Raw genomic sequence first — 20,116 nt, 5'->3', positions numbered from 1 at the left:
AACCCAACCCGCCAACATCAACAAAAAAAACCGAAAAATGCTTCACTCACTCAGCACTCTTCGGTCCGCTTTATATTTTATAAAAAATTACGCATTCATATCCGAAACATAACTCTCTACTTCTGTAAGGATTTCTTCCGTTTCCTTCACACGTTCAATATCCGCGCCTAGTCCAGCTAATTTGCCATGGAAATTCACATAACCACGGTCTAAATGCTTTAACTCCGTTACGCGCGTATTTCCTTCAGACACCAATCCTGTTAAAATCAGCGCTGCGGCTGCACGAAGGTCAGTTGCAGAAACTTCTGCTCCTTGAAGATTTGATGGACCGTTCAAAATCACAGAACGTCCTTCAATTTTAATATCCGCATTCATCCGGCGGAATTCCTCAACATGCATGAAGCGGTTTTCGAAAACCGTTTCTGTAATCATCGATGTACCTTGTGCACGAAGCAACAACGCCATCATTTGTGATTGCATATCCGTTGGGAAACCAGGATGCGGCATTGTTTTAATGTCAACAGCCTTCAATGTTTCAGGACCGATGACACGAACGCCATCTGCTTCCTCAATACAAGTAACACCCATTTCTTCCATTTTTGCAATTAAGGAAGATAAGTGTTCTGGAACCGCTCCTTGAACCAATACATTTCCACCCGTGATGGCTGCAGCAACCATGAAAGTTCCCGCTTCAATCCGGTCAGGAATAATATTGTGGTCAGCACCAAACAATACATCGACACCTTCAATACGAAGTGTACCCGTACCTGCGCCGCGGACATTTGCGCCCATTTTATTCAAGAAGTTGGCAAGATCCACGATTTCTGGTTCTTTTGCGACGTTTTCAATGATGGTCGTTCCTTTTGCTAAGGTTGCCGCCATCATAATGTTTTCCGTTGCCCCAACACTTGGGAAATCCAAGTAGATTTTTGCTCCCTTTAAGCGGCCTTCAACCTCCGCCTCAATAAAGCCATTTCCTACCTTTACCTTCGCACCCATCGCTTCAAACCCTTTAAGATGCTGGTCAATCGGGCGCGATCCAATCGCACAGCCGCCTGGTAAGGCAACGCGAGCACGACCGTTACGTGCTAACAATGATCCCATGACAAGGACAGACGCACGCATTTTGCGAACATATTCAAACGGCGCTTCCTCTTTCAACTCTCTAGATGCATCAACGACAACTGTATTATTTTTAAAAGCAACCTCTGCATTCAAGTTGCGTAATACTTCATTAATTGTGTATACATCGGAGAGTGTAGGTACATCACGAATTACACTTTTTCCGTCACTTGCTAATAATGTGGCAGCGAGTACAGGCAGAACGGCATTCTTTGCGCCTTCAACTTTAACCGTTCCATATAACCTATTTCCGCCGCGGACGATGATCTTTTCCAAGAGTATTCCCCTCCGCGTCCATTTTCTCTATATTAATATTCAATCGTAATGATTGGTGTGCCAACTACAACGGTAGTCTTTGCGCCCAATCCCTCGGAGCGTAAGCCAATTTGTAAATTCATGTTATTTTCAATGGTGTCTTTGAGTCTTGGCGAATTCGCCGAAACAGACATGAAATTATCCTCTTTTAACGCTTCGATTTCTTTTGCATTAAAAACATTCAGTAAATTGCTTAAAGCCGTATCAATCTTATCATTGACACTGCCTTTCATACAAGAAAAAACTGTTGGTTTACCCCGAAATATGTCGGATAGCCTAGTTTTAAATTGATCCCTTGTGAAAAAGGACTCTATCTCCTTGTTCCACTCTTCACCGCTGACCCTATAAACTATATACGCGTCGATAGGTTGTTTTGTGTGGGTTGCCATAATTTGAAGCATTTCTTTGTGGTGTTTCGAAGTCGGAGATACTGCTGTTACTTCCCATTTTTCGCTAGTCTTACTGCGAGACCAAGCCCAATCTGGAAAACGTTCCTGAAGCTCCTTCACATATTCCTCTACTTCATTCTCTGTTTTCAGGTCAACCAAATGTTTCCTTGCATAAAAAGACCATTCTTCGAGCAAAATATTTTCTGTTTGAAAAACATCGGCGATTTTTAACAAATCATTGTCGCCGCTCGCTTCCGCTGCTTGCCGAAAGCCCAGTATTGTTCCCAAACCAATAATCAACATCATGCTAATACCAATAAATAGCTTTGCTTTTCTCTTCATCTCTACTCTCCCCCTTACTACCATTGTTACCAAGGAGAGAAAGAGCATACTTGGGAAATCTCGTCACTTTTTGACAAAGTCTTTATTGCAAAAAAATACCATTCGTTGTTTCTTCGAATCGTTTCAGTTTTTATAGAAGCGTCGAACGCAAGAACGGTTCTTTATCCGCTTCTCCCAAAGATTCGTTTTAAAATGAAGGATCCCATTTGTGAAATTTTGAACTTTACAAGGCTATCTAACTTGTTTCACTTTCATTTTTCACACAAATTTGATTGTACTCAATTTCTGCGAAAATGGGAACATGTACTTTTACCTAAATTTTTACCAATTGTGTATGTATTGTAAAATCATTGGAAGCTGCCTGGACCATTGGAGATAGTCTAGGAAGAAATTGCTAACGGATGATCCAAGGAAAATGGCCAACAATATATACAGTAGGCGTGCCTGGAAAACATGATTGGGCTTCAAAACCTTATCTAAGCGCACAGCCTGCAAGGCAAACCAAGCCACACCTATAAACACTAGGTGGGAAAGAATACTCAATAGGGCAACTTGTCCAAACCCCTCCATCAGCCAAAACCTCCGTAAAAGTGCTAAAGAATATTCTATCATACTGACGGATGAAATCGTGAAAAGTTTCATTATTGTTACAGAATTTTTACATATTAACTGCCTAAACACTGTTTGCAACCGGATAATCAGTGTTTAGGCAGTTAATAAGGATTATATTTCATTCCATACCCTTTGGATATTTAACGGAACATATACTCTTTCACCGTGGATTTGTTTGTGAATAATCGGATTTCTAAAATATTGAACGAATGGATGTTTTTCCGTTTTCTTTGCTCTCGCTCGTTTACGAATCCCTTGTAATTTTTCAAAACTTTGCTCCGACATTTTCATTCTTTTCACCTCATTTGTTATATGCATTTTTGGGAACCCCTCGGGGCTCCCATTATCCAAAACCTTCAGCTGTTCTATATCACATAGGCCGATTTGGATGCGACAAGGATTACCTTTCCAAGATCCAATTCTTTTTCATACTCATCTGCTTCGGCTTCTGTCAGTCCTAATGACTCCAGCTTTGCTCGCAGCTCATTTCCTCTTGAACGAAACACATTGGCAAGCGATCCGAAGATTCCTTGCTCCTCTAACCCGACTTCACTCGTGCCTAATGCTTCGGTTAAATCATCGGTTCGTTTTTCATCATGTGCTAATAAATAAATTTCTTCTGTTGTATATCCCTGCGTCATAAATAGTTGTATTCCTTCTCTTGCCTGCACACCATTTTCCACAATCTTTACTACTGCCATTTCCATTCCTCCTAAAAGTTATTGGTCAGCCAGCAGCTTGACCTTGTACTTTGTATATAACCGCCCTTTCTACGTTTGAAACCTGTTTTTTATCATGTTTAGAAAAACATCCTTTGGGGTAATAAACCTACAAATTTGGAGGTGTTTATATGAAAGAAAACGGTTGTAAAGTCTGTGGAAGTTCCGAATTTTTTGTCATGGGTTCGGGTGAGAAGCGGTGCAAATGCGGAAGAACATTAAATGAGAATAAAAGACCTTTCTTGACCGAGGCGGAGTTAATTACAAAAATCAGTCTCCTGAAGCGTGAAATCGATCGTTGCCTTGATGAACGTGACCAGCAAGGGTTCCATCAATATGTTCTGAAATTAAAAGTGAATCAGCGTCGGTTAAAGAAACGAATGCAAGATTCTCGTTCTAAAAGAAGATTCGAAAATCAATTTTTAAGTCAATAGGTTTCATCCCTCGGGATTCGGGTATGTAATAAGCATCACTCATTGAAAAATAGAAAGGAGAGATTTTCATGGGATTTATTTGGTCATTAATTATTGGAGGCGTGATTGGTTGGTTAGCCGGACTTATTCTTGGACGTGATGTACCTGGTGGAATCATCGGAAATATCATTGCCGGATTTGTCGGGGCATGGCTTGGTTCTTTATTATTAGGAGGCTGGGGACCTGTCATTGGAGGTTTTTACATTTTACCCGCCCTTATTGGTGCTATCGCCCTCGTCTTTGTCGTAAGCCTTATCCTTGGAAAGGTCAGACGTAGAGCCTAAGAGACTGCCTCGTGCAGTCTTTTTTTCTTCTACAAAAAAAGCTCTGGTATTATTCATTGTTGATTTTCCAGTAGGTAGGAGAATTCATAAGCGGAGAATTTCCGGCTAATGTTTATAAAGGAAACTTAAGAAGCGATATAAGCGGAGAATTTCCGGCTAACTGCTCTAAATAAGCCAAAATCCAAAGATTTTTATAATATAAACGGAAAAACTCCCCTTATTTTGAAGGAAATATGAGTAATTCCCAATTTAAACGGAATTTTTCCGTTTATTTTTCAAACACAGGAAAATCAACATTCAGTTATAACATAGCCTAAAAAAAAGAGATGCCCAATCAAGTCAGGCATCCCCTTTTTTCCGATAGATCTTTTCCCCAGCGTTAAATTCTTCATATTCCATTCCTCGTGGCATCGCCAAAATCGATTCTTTGCTTCCCAGTCCGATAAACCCGCCGTCCGATAAACTGTCATAGAACAGGCGATGGACTTTTTGCTGGAGGGTACTATCAAAATAAATCATGACATTGCGGCAGAGGATCACATGGAACTCATTGAACGAACTGTCGGTCACCAAATTGTGCTGGGCGAATGTTAAATTTTCATTTAAGTCCGGAGAAAAATAGGCAAATTGATGATCGGTTGTATAGTACTCGGAAAAGGCCATACTACCGCCGGCTTTCAAGTAATTTTTCGTATATTGCTGCATTTTTTTCAGCGGAAAGGCTCCCTTTTGTGCGGCTTTCAGCGCCTTTTCGTTCATATCGGTGGCGTAGATTTTGGTTTTATCGCCAAGTCCCTCTTCCTTCATGAGAATCGCCATCGAATACACTTCTTCCCCCGTTGCACAGCCGGCATGCCAGATTCGGATTTCGGGGAGATCGCGAAGCATTGGCACGACCTCCTTGCGAAAAGCAGCAAAGAAACTTGGATCACGATACATTTCTGTCATTCGGATCGAAAAGTCATTCAATAGCCGCTCCAAATATCCTTCTTCATGTAGTACTTTTTCCAATAACGCCGTAATCGTCGGAAGTCTCTCTGCTTTCATCCGATTTAAGATTCTTCTCGTAATCGATCCTCGGACATAACTTCGAAAATCATATCCGTACATTTGGTACACGCCCTCAAGCAGCAAGGTTATCTCGATTTCCTGAAGCTCGGTTGGGACGACTGGGTCCGTCTCTGTCAATAACTCCATCTGTGTGCCATTCATGCTGGATTCACCTGCTCCGTCAGCCATACCCGCATCAGCGAGAATAACTGATTAATATTTAATGGCTTCATGATGTAATCAGACGCTCCTGCCTCCATACACTTGTCTCGTTCCCCTTTCATCGTTTTAGCAGTCAGGGCAATGATCGGCAGATGTTCCATTTCTAATTTGTGGCGAATGATTTCCATTGCCTCATACCCCCCCATTACCGGCATCATGATATCCATGAACACAAGGTCAAAATCGGCTTGTTCTTGTAAAATCCCAATCGCTTCCTTACCATTTTCCGCCACTCGCACCTTCACCCCTTTTGCTTCTAGAGCGGTAACAAGGGCAAAGACATTACGGCCGTCATCCTCTACCAACAACACTTTCTTCCCTTTAAATAACTGATCATCGGAAATTTCTTCTTCGGTGGTTTCAACATCTACCGCTATCAATCGTTCTTGCACTTCCACGGTTTCGCTAACACTAACCGCTACTTCATCAAGAGCGGATGGTTCTAGCTGATATTCTGCCGCCTCTAATTTACTCGGAATATACAAAGTAAACGTGCTTCCCTTCTGTGGCTCACTCTGAACCGTAAGCGCACCGCCGAGCATCCGCGTAAATTCGCGGCATATCGATAACCCTAACCCCGTGCCGCCAAATTGACGGTTCGTGGTACCGTCGACCTGTTGAAACGCATCAAAAATGATTTGCTGTTTATCCTTGGGAATTCCGATACCTGTATCCGTTACCGAGATGGCGATGATCGTTTCTCCGTCCGGAGTCCCAAGTAATTCCTGTCCTACAGACGGTTCAGCCTGTTCGATTCTAACTGTTACAGATCCATGTTCCGTAAATTTAAAGGCATTGCTCAATAGATTTTTCCAGATTTGCTGCAGTCTTTGGCCGTCTGTTGTGATTACCTGAGGCAGATTTGAATCTGTCAGGACTTCAAATGCCAAATTCTTTTTCGCTGCAACTGGGTCAAACATACTTCGCATCATAAGTGGTATTTCCGTGATATTGACTTCATCAGATAGGATTTCAATTTTTCCTGCTTCGATTTTTGACAGATCTAAAATATCATCAATCAGCCGCAGCAAGTCGCTTCCGGCCGTGTAAACGACCCGTGAGGATTCTCGCACTTCGGCCAGATCCATTTCGTCTTCGTTTTCCATCAGCATTTGCGACAGAATCAGAATACTATTCAATGGCGTCCGCAGCTCATGGGACATATTTGCCAAGAAATCTGTTTTGTACTGCGAACTCATTTGCAGCTTGCGGGAATAGTCTTCCAGTTCATCCTTCGCCTTTTTCAGCTCGAAAGCCCGTTGCTCGGCGAATTGCTTCTGCTCTTCTAAAAATTCATTGGTAATCCGCAGTTGTTCTTGCTGCATTTGTAATTCTTCCGATTGGGCCTGTAGTTCCTCTGATTGGGCTTGTAGCTCTTCGGTCATTACCTGCGATTCGCCAAGGAGCCTTTCCACTTCCATCCGACCAGCTACATTGATAATCGCTGAACCAAACTTTTCTTGAAGTGAATCCACTAAGTTTAAGTGCTGTGATTGAAAAGACTGGTAGGCAGCGAATTCCACCACCGCTTCCACACGGCCATCCACCAAAATCGGGGCAATTAATAAGTTTCGTGGCCTAGAATTCCCTAGTCCGGAAGTGATTTTCACATGATCCTCCGGAAGCATATCGATCAGAAATAGCCTTTTATCAAGAGCCGCTTGTCCAACCAGTCCTTCTCCAAGAGCAAAGCATTGCGCGGAACCATCCTCCCCGGTGCTGGCATAGCCGGCCTCTTTCACAAATTGAATTTTGCCTCCATCACTTTTACGGAGGTAGACAACTCCATAAACGGCATCCAGCTTAGGGGCAAGATTGGTGATAAAAGCCTGCGCCAATTCGGTGATATCCGTTATTCCCTGATACATCGTCGAAATTTCCGCAATACTATTTTGAACCCAGCTTTGTTTTTCAAGACTGCTGAGCAGTTCGTTCATCGCCTCGGCTAGTTCATGCGTTTCATCATGCGTATTGACCTCAATTCGAGTCGTGAGGTCAAACTCGGTTTCTTTTGAATCGGTAATGTTACGAATCGTACGCCCCACCTGTTTAATCGTTTTCACAATCGAATTTGACAGGAACATGGCTGTTGCAATTGTAACCACGGTAACCAATACAATTAAGGCGTACAGTGCCATTTTTAGATTGTTATTATCCTGACTCAGTTTTCCTACCCGTTCGGTCGTGAGATTCCGTTCCTTTTCGAGAAAGGAATCAAAGTGAGAGCGGAGCTCATCCGTCAGCTTTTTTCCTTTATTTTTTGAAAAATGATCATCCAACGCCGCTTGGTTATTGGCTTTTTTTTGATTGATGACATATTCACCCGAATTGGCAATCCAGTTGATAATCAGCGGCCTAATTTCTTCTAAGTTCCGCTGCTGCCTCCCATTATCCGCCAACAGAGAGTGAAGTTTGTTGTAGTCGTCAAGCCAACTTCTGTTTGCCTCATGATACGGCTCGAGGTACGCTTCATCTCCCGTAATCGCATATCCCCTCATTCCCGTTTCCATGTCCAATACGTTTTTTTGAATCTGATTCGCCAAATCCTGGACTTCAATGTCATGCTTTGAAACGAAATCCACTTCCGTCTGCAAAGCTGACATCCGATTCATGACAATCAACAGAGAGACAATCAAGCAAACTAATATAAACAGGTAGCCGGTCATAATTTTCGCGTGTATGTTGAAATGAAATCCCTTCATTCTGCTCCTCCTTTGTGGATACTCGGTAACTTTATCATATCGTTTCGGAACCGACTCTCCCAATGGGAATTAGGTCCTAAGTGGCTTGGTCCATCCTTCAAGAATCTCAAAAAACCGTTTCAATTCTGCCCCACCCGGGTATTAAACTATTATCACAAAAAATGGAGGTAGGTAATATGTCAACGACTTCTACAAAATCGAAAACACAAACGAAATCATTAACAGATAGGATGAATCAGCAGGTGGCGAACTTCTCCGTCCTTTATATGAAGCTGCACCATTACCACTGGTATGTAAAAGGGGCGAATTTTTTCACCCTGCACATGAAATTTGAAGAATTATATAAAGAGGCAGCGTTACATCTTGATACGATTGCCGAAAGAATGCTCGTCTTAAGAGCGACACCGGCATCGACACTTCAAGAAGCCCTTGAGCTTTCCGTGATCAAAGAAGCCTCTGAGGAGGAAGATGCAGAAACCATGATGTCCACTTTAGCAGAGGATCTGGATACCCTTTGCAAGGAACTAACCGAAACCATTACCCTTGCCGAGGAGCAAGAGGATGAGCCGACGGCAGATATGTTTGTCCACATCCGAACCTCTTTAGAAAAACACCGGTGGATGGTCGAAGCTTATCTAACAGAATGACTTACACATGAAACGGGGGTGTCAGCCAAAGCGCTGACACCCTTCAATCATGGAGCAGTAGTTGAAACCATGACGAGACACATATCGTCCTTAGCCGAATTCACCAGCTCTGAATTCGGCTGCAGCTGTTCCATGAAGCTCACCGGATTATCGATTCCTGGCTCCTGTAGACAGTGGATTAATCTCGCTTCCGCATCGTCATGCTCTTCCTCCAGCCATTCCGACAGTCCGTCCGTATATAGCAAAATTCGGGCTTCTTCCTGATAGGAAATGACCCCTTTCGTGACCTCTACCTCATCAAAAAAGCCGAGTGCACACGAGCCTTCGCTCAAAAGCTTCACTTCCCCATCGACAATCGCAATCCCTGCTGGGTGGCCGGCATTCACATATTCTATTTGCTGCTTTTTTGTATCGAGCACAAAATAAATCGCGGTAAAATAGTAATTTAGTAAACTATCAAGAGTATGTAACTGATTCATTCGATCATTCAGTTCCTTCATTACCGCTTCCGGATCAGACACACCGGTAATCGTATCCTTTAAGGCGGAATAGATATACATCCCCACCAACGAGGAGGAAATCCCGTGCCCCATCATATCGAGAAGGATGACGCCATAACGATTCTGACTAATCGGATACCAAGCGTAAAAGTCACCAGCAAGCTCAAAAGTGGGCTTGTACACTGCCGAAATCGTCACATCTTCCTCCTGTAGGGGGGCGCTGAGCATGCTTCTCTGGACATGCTTGGCCAAATCCAATTCATATTGAATCCGCTGGTCCCGTTCTTTCCGCAAATCCTTTTCATACTTGATCCGCAAAACGGACCGGATCCTGGCCAATAGCTCGACGGTATTAATCGGCTTCATCACGTAGTCCAGGGCACCAGCATCCATTGCCTCAGCCATCTTATTCGAATCCCCCATTGCTGTGACAAAAATAATCGGCAAATCGAGATATCGTTCATCCGCGAGGACGGTGCGGCAGGCCTCGATCCCATCAATTTCTGGCATCATCAGATCCATTAAAACCAAATCAGCGGAAACCTCCGGTGAATTCGGATGATCCAGCTGCAAATAATCATAAAGCGCTCCTGCAGAGGTCAGTTTCACCAACCTTTTGTAACCTGCTTTTTTCAGAATTTTTTCGATGATCATCAGATTGGTATTGTTATCGTCGACGACGACAATTTTCATTGGCATAGTATCACCTCTTTATCCACAGATAGCCTGACCGGTTTGGGTCAGGCTTTTTTATTCTAGCTGGAACTTTCTTTCGTAACTCTACGAGCAAGCACTTTTCTCAATTTCACTAACGCCCTTCGTTGCAAACGCGAAACATGCATTTGCGATATTCCGAGAGACTCTCCTGTTTCTTTTTGACTTTTACAATCAATAAAGAGCGCCTGGATGATCTGCTTCTCCCTTTCATCCAGCACATGAAGGGCACTTTCAAGAAACAGTTTTTGGTCGACTTTTTCAAAGCCTTCGTCTTCGGAGCCCATTACATCCAAGGTTGTCAACGTGCTTCCGTCTGAACCGGTCTCAACCGATTGATCCACTGATGCGGTTTGATAGCTCTTTCCCATTTCCATTGTTTCTAGTACTTCCTCTTCGGAAATCTCCAAATGCTCGGCGATTTCGTGGATCTTTGGTGACCGTTCTAAGCGGGTAGTCAGCTCTTCTACTGCCGAATTCAATTTCGGCCACATGTCTTTCACCCGTCTCGGCACATGGACATCCCAGGTCTTGTCCCGTAAAAACCGTTTGATTTCGCCAATCACATTCGGAATTAAATACGCTTCAAACGGAGTCCCCGCGCTTGGGTCAAATCGTCGGATGGTCGATAATAATCCAATCATCCCCACTTGCATGATATCCTCATGCAAATCTCTTCCTTTAGAATATTTTCGCACGATGCTCCCGACCAGTGCTGTATAATTTTCCACTAAGGCTTCTTGCGCTGTTTCACTCTCGGTCTCTTGGAATTGTAAGACCAAACGATGGACTTCTTCCTTAGATAGTCTCGCGGTCTGAGATCGTTTCATCATGAAAATCACGCTCCCCACCTAGTTGCTTCACCATGAAGACCTTAACTCCAGAATGATTAACTACGCGGACTTCATCCATGAGCGTTCTGATCAGATATAGACCTAACCCTCCCTCTGTTAGTTCTTCAACCGTACTTGATTCAGTATAAGGGCCAAGTGCGTCTTTCATTTGAAAAAAATCAAAGCTTTGTCCAGAGTCCGCAACCATTGTTTCTAGCTTGTCTTCATAAATCCCAAAGCCAACGATTACTTCCCCTTTTTCACCATTCGGATAAGCATGCTGAACAGCATTTGTGCACGCTTCACTGACAGCAATTTTAATATCCTCAATTTCTTCATATGTAAAACCGATGCGGCTGGCAATTCCCGAAATGGTTAATCTAATAACACCTACATACTCTGCTTTTGCTGGAATCTTCATTTCAACATAATCCATCACGTGTTTCATCGTCCCCCATCCTCTACCTTAACAGAAATCTTCATTATGTTACTCAATCCCGTAATTTCAAAAAGCCGCTTTAATCGATCGGATAACTCCACCAGCTCTAGTTCCCCTTCATTTTTGTTCAGCTGCTTGAACAAGCCTACGAACACTCCGAGCCCGGTACTATCTAGATAGGACACATCCTTCAGATTGACCGTTATCTTTTTATTTTTCCCTTCCGCAAGCGGCAGTAATTCCTCTCTTAGCTTTGGTGCTGTATATGCATCAATTTCTCCCGCAACATTGACGAATATTTCCTTCTCATTCTGATGTTTTGCGATGTTCAAATTCATTCCATCATCACCTCTGAAATATTTACTGTTTAAATACCCTCTATATTAAAAACCTAAACCTATTTTTTTAAAAAAATTATATTTTCTAGCATTATATCAAAAAACTGGTTTTGTCTTTACGATTACGGGTATATCTTCAAAAAGGAGTGAAGTTGAATGAATGAAAAACTAAAAGATAAGTTCCCTGTTTCCAACAATGGCTCAATGGCCCAGAATTTTGAAGAAATGAAAAAGCTCGGCAAGGAAATGGAAAACGCCAAAACCAATAAAGAATTAAAAGAAGAAGAAAAGCTTACACCCGATCCGAAGCAATAAAATGACCCTTGTTTGAGGGTCATTTTTTTATCCCGTCATTAACGGGCAGTAAGACCCCCACCTCAAAAACTTTAGTAAAAGCGAAGAAGTTTAGGTAGGGGATAACTGCGCGTAAAAGCCCGATAGGTTCAACTAACAATCAGTGGGGATGAAGAAAGCCCCACTGATTGAAGTTTCACTTTATATGGAAAGAGGCTTGCACCCCTTGTGCAAGCCTCCTATATATAAATGGTAGATTATTTTTTTTCATTTACTTGATAGGCTCGGCCATTATTCCAATCCGATCTGGATTCATCCTCTTTTTGACATTCCTTATCTGTGTTCTTGGAAATCGAATATCCAGACCGAGGAGTTCCCTCTTCTTGTCCACCTAGGAAGGCAGGATTTCCTTCCTCTAGCGCTTGCTCATTTGGGGTTTCATGGATATCGTTTATGAATTGATCGCCTGAACGTTCCTTGTCCTGATAGCCGTTCTCAAAGCCTTGTTGCTGCTCATTCATTAAGCGATCCTCGCCAGGAAATTGCCTCTCGTGTTGATACTTCGTTTCTTCCTCTTTGTACTCCATACCTTTACGATCCTCTAAATTTTTAGCCATGATTATCTTCCTCCTCGAATTTTTTGGGATTGCTGTTTTTCATTCCTTTCGGTTTACCGAACAGGCAACCACATACTTCAACCACCCTCTTTCTACTTCTTGCTGGATTCTGATATCAGGTTAGCTAGTTTCTAACCTTAGTAGTGTAGTACCACGAATCGAACGGCTTCAAACCTTTTATTGAAAAAATGATTTTCTCTTTTTTCCTTTTAATAGATCTCCTGTCCAACCCTTTTTTCGTAAATAAACATAGAGAATGAGGGTCGACATTGCAATGAGGATGATCGAACCAAGATAACCAAACTTCCACTCGAGTTCAGGCATATGTTTGAAATTCATTCCCCATAAGGCCCCTAACGCCATGATCGGAGTAAAAACGGTTGTTAGAACGGTTAAGGTTTTCATTATTTCATTCCCGCGATGCGAAGAAATGACTTCTTCTAAATGAATAATCGAATCGATTTCCTGTTCATACTCCTGGAGCAGCACCCTTGCCCGGTCAATCCGTTTACAGGTACGTGTGAAATATTCGCCGTCATTCACTCCAGGAAAATCGATTTCCTCCACTGCCATTTTCAGCTCCTGAATTGGAATGAATAGATTCTTACAAACTAACAGCTCGTGCCGCTGTTGAAACACATCTTCCAATATCCGCGTTTCGTTTCTCTCCTTCACCCCCCAAATTAATTTATGGAGGGATTCCTCAAACTGGTCAATATCGACGAGCAGATCATTCATCAGCTCCCCAAGCAAAAATAAAAAGCCATCCACCGCATGCGCTGTCTTATTTAACTGCGGCAACAAAACTTCAGGCTCCAGCTGTTTTAACAAGGAAAACTCAAAATCTACCGTAACCAGTCGCTTACAGGTTAAATGGAAATGAAAGAGTTGCCGATCCTCTTCCTTCTCGACATCCTGCCGAAATAGGAGTGAACCTTGGATCATCTTTTCCTGATTATTCAAACCATACACACGCAAGCAATTTGTTTTCCTTTTTCGAATCGAATGCAGCCAGTCTGAAGGAATGCTCTCGTTTTCTAAAACAAGATCACTCCTGTTCAACTGAATCCATTGCCACTTGTCAAAATGAATCTCTCTCTTCACGGACCTCAACCTCCTTCTTTTCCTTTCATTCCCCTCAATAAAGGAATCGAAACAATGTTTACTAGTTAAGGATACCGGGTATGTAATAGAACAAGTTCAAATCTTAAGGAGGGTGTTCATTATGAAAAAAGTCTTAAGTATGGGCTCATTATTGGCAGTAGGAATCGGGGCATCCGCGGTGTGGCTGTCGAATAAACCAAACCGCATTAAAGCAGAGAGTATGTTACGAGATTGGAAGCGCAAGGTGAAACCAACCGTCTTTGCGAAAGCCGAACAGCTTCCCATTGAAAAAGGAGGAAATCCGCACCCGAAGGATTTTGCCGATAACGAGATGGTTAGTGAGGGTGCCCAGTATTCCGTACAATTTTATAACGAGAAAATTCAGTAATGGTTGGGGTCTTTGGGCCCCAACTATTTTTGATAGAGGGGAGATTTCGCGATGTTATTCTTTTTATTCTTTTACATTGTGATCATTCTGCTAGTCATTGAGATCTTTGTCATCTTATTTCGTCTTACAGGGTTGAAGTTAGAAGTATCAAGGTTTCAGGTCATTTCAATGATGACGGGAACCGGCTTCACAACAGGAGAATCTGAGCTCATCCTCGGTCACCCCATCCGCCGCAAGCTCGCCACCTTCCTGATTCTGTTCGGCGCCTTCTCCCTTGCGGTCATCATCTCGTCGATTAGCCAGTTTCTGTCGGAGGATCTCCGCCACACTGAAATCATCACGACCACTGGTATCGTCATTTCGGTTTTTATTATCTTAAAAATGTCTGGCATTCAGCGGCTGCTCTCCAAGCGATTTAACAAAGAATTAAAGGAGAATGTTGAACTGGCTGACCTGCCCATTCGGGATATTTTTTTGAAAAATAAACAGGATACTCTCGTTGAGATTCATCTCTATCAAGAATCACGGCTTGTGGGTTCGAGCTTAAATGCAGCGATTAAGAATCATAATAAGCTTGATTTCGTGGTTCTGTTTCTGAGACGAGGTGATTTGATTATCAGGAAGAATATTGACTCGACCACGCTCCATGAGGGAGATCAAATTTTGCTGTTTGGTCGGAAAGGCTTACTACACCAAATATTCCAGAACGATTTACGGTTGATGGAAAATGAACAACCAAACGAAAAGCATGACTTCACTGACAAATGAGTCATACTAAATGTTAATTCCATTAGCATACCAAAAAGCCAGGCCAAGGCCTGACTTTTTCTTTTGTCACCCAATCTTTCGAACATCCAAATACTTAATATGATAGCCCTCGGCTTCATGAACCTTAAAGACACAGCCTTCCTCTTCCACCGCTGTTTTAATATCTGCTTTCTGAGCTAGGAACCAGCCGCCGATCGTTTCCACTTTCTCCGCCTTAAGATCAATCCCCAGTAGCTTATTCACCTCACGAATGGATACTTTAGCATCAATAATATATTGCTTTCGCTTCCGTTTACGGATCTTTGCTACTTCATCGTGATCAAACTCATCCCTAACCTCGCCGATAATTTCCTCAATCAAATCTTCAAGTGTCACCAGACCTGCCGTTCCGCCATATTCATCCACTAAGATCGCCATATGGGAACCCTCCGTCTGCATGCGGATTAACAGGTCATGAATCGGGATCGTTTCAAACACCCTTATCACCGGGCGGATCATCGCTCTTACGTTGACCTGTTTATCGTTCGATAGGGCTGTTAGCAACATTTTTACATTCAAAACCCCTAAAATATAATCCTTATCTCCATCAAGTACCGGGTAACGAGTATACCTTTCCATCCTGATTTTTTGAACCACTTCCTCAAGAGGAGCGTCAATCGGAATACAGCTCATTTCCGTTCGCGGTATCATGATTTCTTTTGCCAGTCGCTCATCAAATTCAAAAATATTGTTTACGTATCTCCATTCATTTTGATTAATCTCCCCATTTTTAAAACTTTCCGATAATAAGATCCGCAGCTCTTCCTCGGAATGGGCTATTTCATGTTCGGACGCCGACCTTAATCCAAAGATTCCAACTAACAAACGCGCGGATTGGTTGAGAGACCAGATGAATGGAAACATGAGTTTGTAAAACAAGATAATCGGCTTCGCAAACAGCACCGTAATCTGCTCGGCCTTTTGAATGGCCACCGTTTTCGGTGCTAATTCCCCAATTACGACATGAATAAACGTGACAAACATAAAAGCTAGAACAATAGATACTAGGTGGGTGATGGCGGCATTCACCGGAAGCAAGGCCAATATTGGCTGAAACAGCCGCTCTACCGTCGGTTCTCCAAGCCACCCAAGCCCCAGCGCGGTCACTGTAATTCCGAGCTGACATGCCGATAGATATTCATCTAAATTGGAAACGACCTTTTTGGCCGCTGCTGCATTTTTCCGCCCTTCCGCCACTAACTGATCAATCCGCGACACCCTCACTTTTACAATCGCAAATTCAACCGCCACAAAGAAAGCCGTCAAGGCAATTAACACCACGAATGCTGCTAAATTCACTACTAGCATCGAATCACGGCACCTCCTTCTTTTTAAAAAACAATCCGAAATCGACTAGTGATTTCGGATTGTCTGTGATTATTTATAAACCTGGTTTATTTCCACCTTCTAATTTCTCATCCAACTTCCCTAAATATTTCTTAGCGAACTCTTTTCCTCCAAGGCCGAATGCCAGTCCGAACGCCAGGGATAACCCGCCTAAGACGAGGATGAAGGCAGCATTTACGATTGAATGGGCCACACCCAGCTGGTCTAGCGCCATGAACACGGTTATGGAAAAGATGGTGTATTTCGCGATCTTCGCAAGGGTGCGCGAATTGTTGTGCTTCACTAGATTTTGCAGCACCCGCTCCATTAACTGTCCAACGTACAATCCAATACCAAGGATAATCACGGCTGTTAAAATCATTGGCAGATACGCAATTACCCCTGTTGCTAATGTCACTAAGAAGTCTAAATGCACAATTTGTAAGGCTTCCACCGTGAATAACAGAATTACAATGATCTTCGTCAGAACACCGACCATTTGCGATAAGGTGTATTTTGGCTTCTCGGGTGTTAATGAGCCAATCCCTATTTGGTGAAACACTTGGTCGAACCTTAAACGCCATAGCATTTGGCTAACCAGTATCTCCACCCATTTTCCCAGCCAAATTCCCGCCATAATCAGAACCACTGCAATAACTATATTTGGAATTAACGCCAGTACCTCCTCCAGCATTCTTACTGCTGGTTGTGAAATTCCCTTTAGTTCTAGTTTTTCTAAAGCGGTAATGATCGTAGGAATTAAGATTAAGATAAACGCTATATTCCCTGCCAATGAGGACAAGTGGAATTCTCTATCATTTTTCATTATGCCAAACCGCTGGCCAAGCTTGTCTGTACCTATCGTTTTTAAAAAATTGATTAAAATATCGCGGACAATTTTAGCGATCAACCAGCCAATTAGCACAATTAATGCGGCCGCAAATAGTTTCGGAATAAAAGCAAGGATGATCGACAAAGCGTGGGAGAACGGCTCGGCTATGCCTTCCAGCTCCAAGGCGCCCAGCACCGCTGGTAAAAATAACAGAAGAACTAAATAGAAGATGGTCATCGCGATACGATTTAATCGGTGTGAAGCTTCCCGCACCGTGTCCGCCATTTTCCATTTAACAAGCTTATGTTCTAACTGCAGCCATTCCGTTCCTTTTTTAAAAAGAAAGCGCAGTCCAAGAGCCACTACCCAGGCAAATAATAGAATTAGAGCTGCTTTCAATAGATGTGGCACAGCTGCCGTCAAGGTTGATACCATGATGACAAGCGGTTCTGCAATCAAACCTAGCTGCAGCATATTGAAAAAGATAATCCAGACGACAACAAGTAACGTATAATAGACAATTTTTCCAATAATAACTTCCGATGAGTATTTTCGATTTTTCACATTTGCAAACAGTTTATCGTCCAAACTGGTTTTCTCGAGACCTGCTTCAACTGCCCTGCCAATTGCTTTTGCGACCAGCCAACCTATTAATAAGACAAGAAGTGCTAATAATAGTTGGGGGATTCGATCGGTATATGTATACCAACCAGCCATCATATTTTCTACGTTCATCCTCATCTCTCCTTTTCTAAAAATCTATTGGTTTGGTAACTGTAATACCCCATAGGTATGTTTCCAAACATCAAAAAATAAATGTTTCACTCCCTCACCGGAGGGGAATATAACTCGCAAGTTCATTTAAACAAAGGAGGAAAAACAATGAGAAAAAATTCAGTCTTAACGGTTGGAATGGCTATGTTACTGACTTTTGGAGGTTTAGCCGCCTGCGGAGATGGAGTCGATCAGGATAACGGGATTAATGATGGTAAGCAAAAGGACGCAATAGATCAGAATACCACGAAGGAGGTCAAGGAAAGTTACCATGAGGTGAAAGATCGTTTAGCCGATACGGGAAAGGAACTGAAAGAAACATTGAATGAAAATGGTGTCGGAGATGGTGTGGACCAGGATAATGGTGTCTCTGATGGGGAGAAAAAAGATGCACCTGATTCTACTAACCCTTAAGGAGGAGATTAATATGAATAAAGACAATGTAAAAGGGAGTCTAAATCAAGTCAAAGGGGAAGTGAAAAAGCAGTGGGGGAAATTAACCGATAACCCTTCAACAAAAACGGAAGGTCAGATGGATAAGGCAAAAGGAAAGCTCCAAGAAGGCTTTGGTAAGCTGAAAAATAAATTAAGTGAATAGTGATAGACCTAGGCATTCACCCATTTTCAAGCCGGATTCCCTAGCTGTTAGCCAAAAAAAGAAGAGGCCCCCATGCCTCTTCTTTTTGAATCTTATATATTTTACCCCTAAAGTTGACCGTAAGCTGGTTCCTTCCCCCAAAGTCCCCAGCCCTTGTTTATTGCAAGAAATCCATGAAATCATTGAAGTTGTTGCTGATGAAGTCTGTGGCGATGTCTGGCATGATTCCGAACAAGACAGATGCCAGGACGGTCACAATCAGGACAACCAAGATTCCAACTGGAACACTCAATTTGCTGTCGTCCGCTGCTGGACGGAAGAACATTTGTGTCATCACACCGAAGTAGTAGAAGTAGGACACGACGGTTGTAGCGATCATCACGGATGCGAGAACGTAATGCGGTTCCCCACCGACAAACGCGCCAACAAAAATGTTCAATTTCCCGATGAACCCTGCCGTTCCTGGGAACCCTGCTAAGGCCACTAGTAAAATCCCCATCGTCACCGCTAACACCGGCGAGCGGCGGTACAGGCCGGCGAAATCGGCAATACGCGTTGCCCCTGTCTTCGCCTCCACTACCTGAATGACGGCAAATGCTCCTAAATTCATGAACAGATATGCCAATAAATAGAACCATATGGCGTAGAACAAGTTTGAACTCATTGTCGTCAACGCCACTAAAATGTAGCCGGCGTGAGCGATACTGGAGTATGCAAACATTCTCTTAATATTCGCTTGCTTCAAGGCAACCACGTTTCCGATAATCATTGTTGCCCCAGCAACGAAGGCGATGTAATCCTGCATATTATACAGGATCGGGATCGACCCCGGCCCTTCCGTCGCCGCTAAGCCGAAAACCGATAACAGTATCCGCACAACAATCACGAAACCAGCCGTTTTCGAAACAACGCTCAAAAACGCGGTAACCGGTGTTGGTGCTCCTTGGTAAACATCCGGTGCCCACATATGGAAAGGAGCAGCCGCAAGTTTAAAGCTCAAGCCAACGAATATCATTAAGAACGAAAGACCAAGCAGATAAGCATGCTGCGCATCCGCTAAGCCCTGCAGGCGTCCGGCAATTGTTAACAGATTTGTTGTCCCCGTTAAACCGTACACATAGCTCATCCCAAACAAAGTAATCGCTGTGGCAATACTGCCGTTCACCACGTATTTCATCGCCGATTCGTTCGATTGTAAATTGTGCTTGCGGATCCCCGCTAAAATATAAGAAGAAATCGATAACAGCTCTAACCCGATAAATAAGGTGATTAAGTCGCCGCTGGATGTCATCACCATCGCACCGAGCAGACCTGTTAAGAACAAGTAATAGAACTCGCCGTGATACTCTTCGAGACCGTCCTTAGGCTCGTAGCTGATCGCTAACAACATAACAAGCGCTGCCCCTGCCAGAAGCAAGAACTTGAATGCTTTTCCAAAAGAATCCAGCCTAAAGGTATCATCTAAAATTGATTCGACTGGCGTGCCAATCAGTCCGGCAAGCGAGACCATTGCGGCCACGATCGCCATGATCGAAATCCAGCCTAAAATGCGGCGGTCTTGTTTTTTCGGCATAAATAAATCGAGCAATGTTAGAAGCGCTGCAACACCAACGATGATGAACTCTGGTGTCATGATGCTCCATTTAAACGCTAGCAATTCGTCAAGACTCATCCT

The 20,116-nt window shown here is 43.1% G+C and carries 24 protein-coding genes; 8 read left to right on the top strand and 16 right to left on the bottom strand.

The features are described from left to right. Positions 1–87 precede the first annotated feature (87 nt). From murA to ACWM35_RS20350, 5 genes are all read right to left on the bottom strand, one after another. Complete coding sequence (gene murA / locus ACWM35_RS20370) at positions 88–1,398, bottom strand: UDP-N-acetylglucosamine 1-carboxyvinyltransferase (protein ID WP_454820712.1); 1,311 nt, start codon at positions 1,396–1,398, stop codon at positions 88–90. Positions 1,399–1,430: 32 nt separating this feature from the next. Further along, complete coding sequence (locus ACWM35_RS20365) at positions 1,431–2,168, bottom strand: YwmB family TATA-box binding protein (RefSeq protein ID WP_454820711.1); 738 nt, start codon at positions 2,166–2,168, stop codon at positions 1,431–1,433. 321 nt (positions 2,169–2,489) lie between these two features. Next, entirely contained in the window at positions 2,490–2,741 is a 252-nt protein-coding gene (locus ACWM35_RS20360) for a DUF1146 family protein (RefSeq protein WP_454820773.1), read from the bottom strand. Positions 2,742–2,891: 150 nt separating this feature from the next. Then, positions 2,892–3,098, bottom strand: a complete 207-nt coding sequence (locus ACWM35_RS20355; RefSeq protein WP_454820710.1) for a hypothetical protein — start codon at positions 3,096–3,098, stop codon at positions 2,892–2,894. Positions 3,099–3,145: 47 nt separating this feature from the next. Continuing rightward, positions 3,146–3,481: a general stress protein gene (locus ACWM35_RS20350; RefSeq protein ID WP_454820709.1), complete on the bottom strand. Its 336-nt coding sequence runs from the start codon at positions 3,479–3,481 to the stop codon at positions 3,146–3,148. A 149-nt stretch (positions 3,482–3,630) separates the two neighbouring features. Between ACWM35_RS20350 and ACWM35_RS20345 the strand changes: the two genes are divergently transcribed. Next, positions 3,631–3,933 carry an IDEAL domain-containing protein gene (locus tag ACWM35_RS20345; protein ID WP_454820708.1) on the top strand — a complete coding sequence of 101 codons (303 nt, stop codon included), beginning with the start codon at positions 3,631–3,633 and terminating at the stop codon, positions 3,931–3,933. 68 nt (positions 3,934–4,001) lie between these two features. Beyond that, positions 4,002–4,256, top strand: coding sequence for a GlsB/YeaQ/YmgE family stress response membrane protein (locus ACWM35_RS20340; protein ID WP_454820707.1), 255 nt, complete (start codon positions 4,002–4,004; stop codon positions 4,254–4,256). A gap of 339 nt (positions 4,257–4,595) precedes the next feature. On the opposite strand, the gene ACWM35_RS20335 is transcribed toward ACWM35_RS20340, so the two are convergent. Further along, entirely contained in the window at positions 4,596–5,468 is an 873-nt protein-coding gene (locus ACWM35_RS20335; RefSeq protein WP_454820706.1) for a CheR family methyltransferase, read from the bottom strand. Then, the gene (locus ACWM35_RS20330; RefSeq protein WP_454820705.1) at positions 5,465–8,230 is read right to left on the bottom strand and encodes a CHASE3 domain-containing protein; all 2,766 of its coding nucleotides are present in this window, start codon (positions 8,228–8,230) and stop codon (positions 5,465–5,467) included. The genes ACWM35_RS20335 and ACWM35_RS20330 overlap by 4 nt, the downstream gene beginning before the upstream one ends. A gap of 176 nt (positions 8,231–8,406) precedes the next feature. On the opposite strand from ACWM35_RS20330, the gene ACWM35_RS20325 reads away from it, so the two are divergent. Further along, entirely contained in the window at positions 8,407–8,877 is a 471-nt protein-coding gene (locus ACWM35_RS20325; RefSeq protein ID WP_454820704.1) for a Dps family protein, read from the top strand. Between the two features lie 47 nt (positions 8,878–8,924). On the opposite strand, the gene ACWM35_RS20320 is transcribed toward ACWM35_RS20325, so the two are convergent. The 4 genes from ACWM35_RS20320 to ACWM35_RS20305 all read right to left on the bottom strand — a co-directional run bounded on the left by ACWM35_RS20320 (position 8,925) and on the right by ACWM35_RS20305 (position 11,701). After that, positions 8,925–10,070 (bottom strand): PP2C family protein-serine/threonine phosphatase, encoded by a 1,146-nt coding sequence (locus ACWM35_RS20320; protein WP_454820772.1) that lies wholly within the window; start codon positions 10,068–10,070, stop codon positions 8,925–8,927. Positions 10,071–10,132: 62 nt separating this feature from the next. After that, on the bottom strand, positions 10,133–10,924 hold the full coding sequence (gene sigB / locus ACWM35_RS20315) for an RNA polymerase sigma factor SigB (protein WP_454820703.1): 792 nt from the start codon (positions 10,922–10,924) through the stop codon (positions 10,133–10,135). Further along, positions 10,890–11,372, bottom strand: coding sequence for an anti-sigma B factor RsbW (gene rsbW / locus ACWM35_RS20310; RefSeq protein WP_454820702.1), 483 nt, complete (start codon positions 11,370–11,372; stop codon positions 10,890–10,892). The genes sigB and rsbW overlap by 35 nt, the downstream gene beginning before the upstream one ends. Beyond that, positions 11,369–11,701, bottom strand: coding sequence for an anti-sigma factor antagonist (locus ACWM35_RS20305; protein WP_454820701.1), 333 nt, complete (start codon positions 11,699–11,701; stop codon positions 11,369–11,371). Before ACWM35_RS20305 ends, rsbW begins: the two co-directional genes overlap by 4 nt. 156 nt (positions 11,702–11,857) lie before the next feature. Between ACWM35_RS20305 and ACWM35_RS20300 the strand changes: the two genes are divergently transcribed. Continuing rightward, on the top strand, positions 11,858–12,016 hold the full coding sequence (locus ACWM35_RS20300) for a hypothetical protein (RefSeq protein WP_454820700.1): 159 nt from the start codon (positions 11,858–11,860) through the stop codon (positions 12,014–12,016). Between the two features lie 236 nt (positions 12,017–12,252). Here the strand turns inward: ACWM35_RS20300 and ACWM35_RS20295 are convergent, their stop codons facing one another. Together ACWM35_RS20295 and ACWM35_RS20290 are read right to left on the bottom strand one after the other, a co-directional pair. Continuing rightward, positions 12,253–12,612, bottom strand: a complete 360-nt coding sequence (locus ACWM35_RS20295; RefSeq protein ID WP_454820699.1) for a hypothetical protein — start codon at positions 12,610–12,612, stop codon at positions 12,253–12,255. 177 nt (positions 12,613–12,789) lie between these two features. Continuing rightward, entirely contained in the window at positions 12,790–13,716 is a 927-nt protein-coding gene (locus ACWM35_RS20290; RefSeq protein WP_454820698.1) for a magnesium transporter CorA family protein, read from the bottom strand. A gap of 121 nt (positions 13,717–13,837) precedes the next feature. On the opposite strand from ACWM35_RS20290, the gene ACWM35_RS20285 reads away from it, so the two are divergent. Together ACWM35_RS20285 and ACWM35_RS20280 are read left to right on the top strand one after the other, a co-directional pair. Next, on the top strand, positions 13,838–14,104 hold the full coding sequence (locus ACWM35_RS20285) for a hypothetical protein (RefSeq protein ID WP_454820697.1): 267 nt from the start codon (positions 13,838–13,840) through the stop codon (positions 14,102–14,104). A gap of 51 nt (positions 14,105–14,155) precedes the next feature. Then, a complete protein-coding gene (locus tag ACWM35_RS20280) occupies positions 14,156–14,872 on the top strand; it encodes a TrkA C-terminal domain-containing protein (RefSeq protein ID WP_454820696.1) in 717 nt (238 codons plus the stop codon). Between the two features lie 66 nt (positions 14,873–14,938). Here ACWM35_RS20280 and ACWM35_RS20275 read toward each other — a convergent pair whose 3' ends face one another. Both ACWM35_RS20275 and ACWM35_RS20270 read right to left on the bottom strand, forming a co-directional pair. Continuing rightward, positions 14,939–16,219, bottom strand: a complete 1,281-nt coding sequence (locus ACWM35_RS20275; protein ID WP_454820695.1) for a hemolysin family protein — start codon at positions 16,217–16,219, stop codon at positions 14,939–14,941. Between the two features lie 73 nt (positions 16,220–16,292). Then, positions 16,293–17,804 (bottom strand): mechanosensitive ion channel, encoded by a 1,512-nt coding sequence (locus ACWM35_RS20270; protein WP_454820694.1) that lies wholly within the window; start codon positions 17,802–17,804, stop codon positions 16,293–16,295. Between the two features lie 147 nt (positions 17,805–17,951). Here ACWM35_RS20270 and ACWM35_RS20265 point away from each other — a divergent pair, with 147 nt between their 5' ends. Continuing rightward, positions 17,952–18,257 carry a hypothetical protein gene (locus ACWM35_RS20265; RefSeq protein ID WP_454820693.1) on the top strand — a complete coding sequence of 102 codons (306 nt, stop codon included), beginning with the start codon at positions 17,952–17,954 and terminating at the stop codon, positions 18,255–18,257. Positions 18,258–18,270: 13 nt separating this feature from the next. After that, a complete protein-coding gene (locus ACWM35_RS20260) occupies positions 18,271–18,441 on the top strand; it encodes a CsbD family protein (RefSeq protein WP_454820692.1) in 171 nt (56 codons plus the stop codon). Positions 18,442–18,598: 157 nt separating this feature from the next. Here the strand turns inward: ACWM35_RS20260 and nuoN are convergent, their stop codons facing one another. Then, positions 18,599–20,113, bottom strand: coding sequence for an NADH-quinone oxidoreductase subunit NuoN (gene nuoN, locus ACWM35_RS20255; RefSeq protein ID WP_454820691.1), 1,515 nt, complete (start codon positions 20,111–20,113; stop codon positions 18,599–18,601). Positions 20,114–20,116: the final 3 nt, after the last annotated feature.

Source organism: Neobacillus sp. K501, from assembly GCF_053749995.1.
The sequence above is the reverse complement of the archived record's forward strand: the minus strand, read 5'-3'. Positions and strand labels throughout refer to the sequence as shown.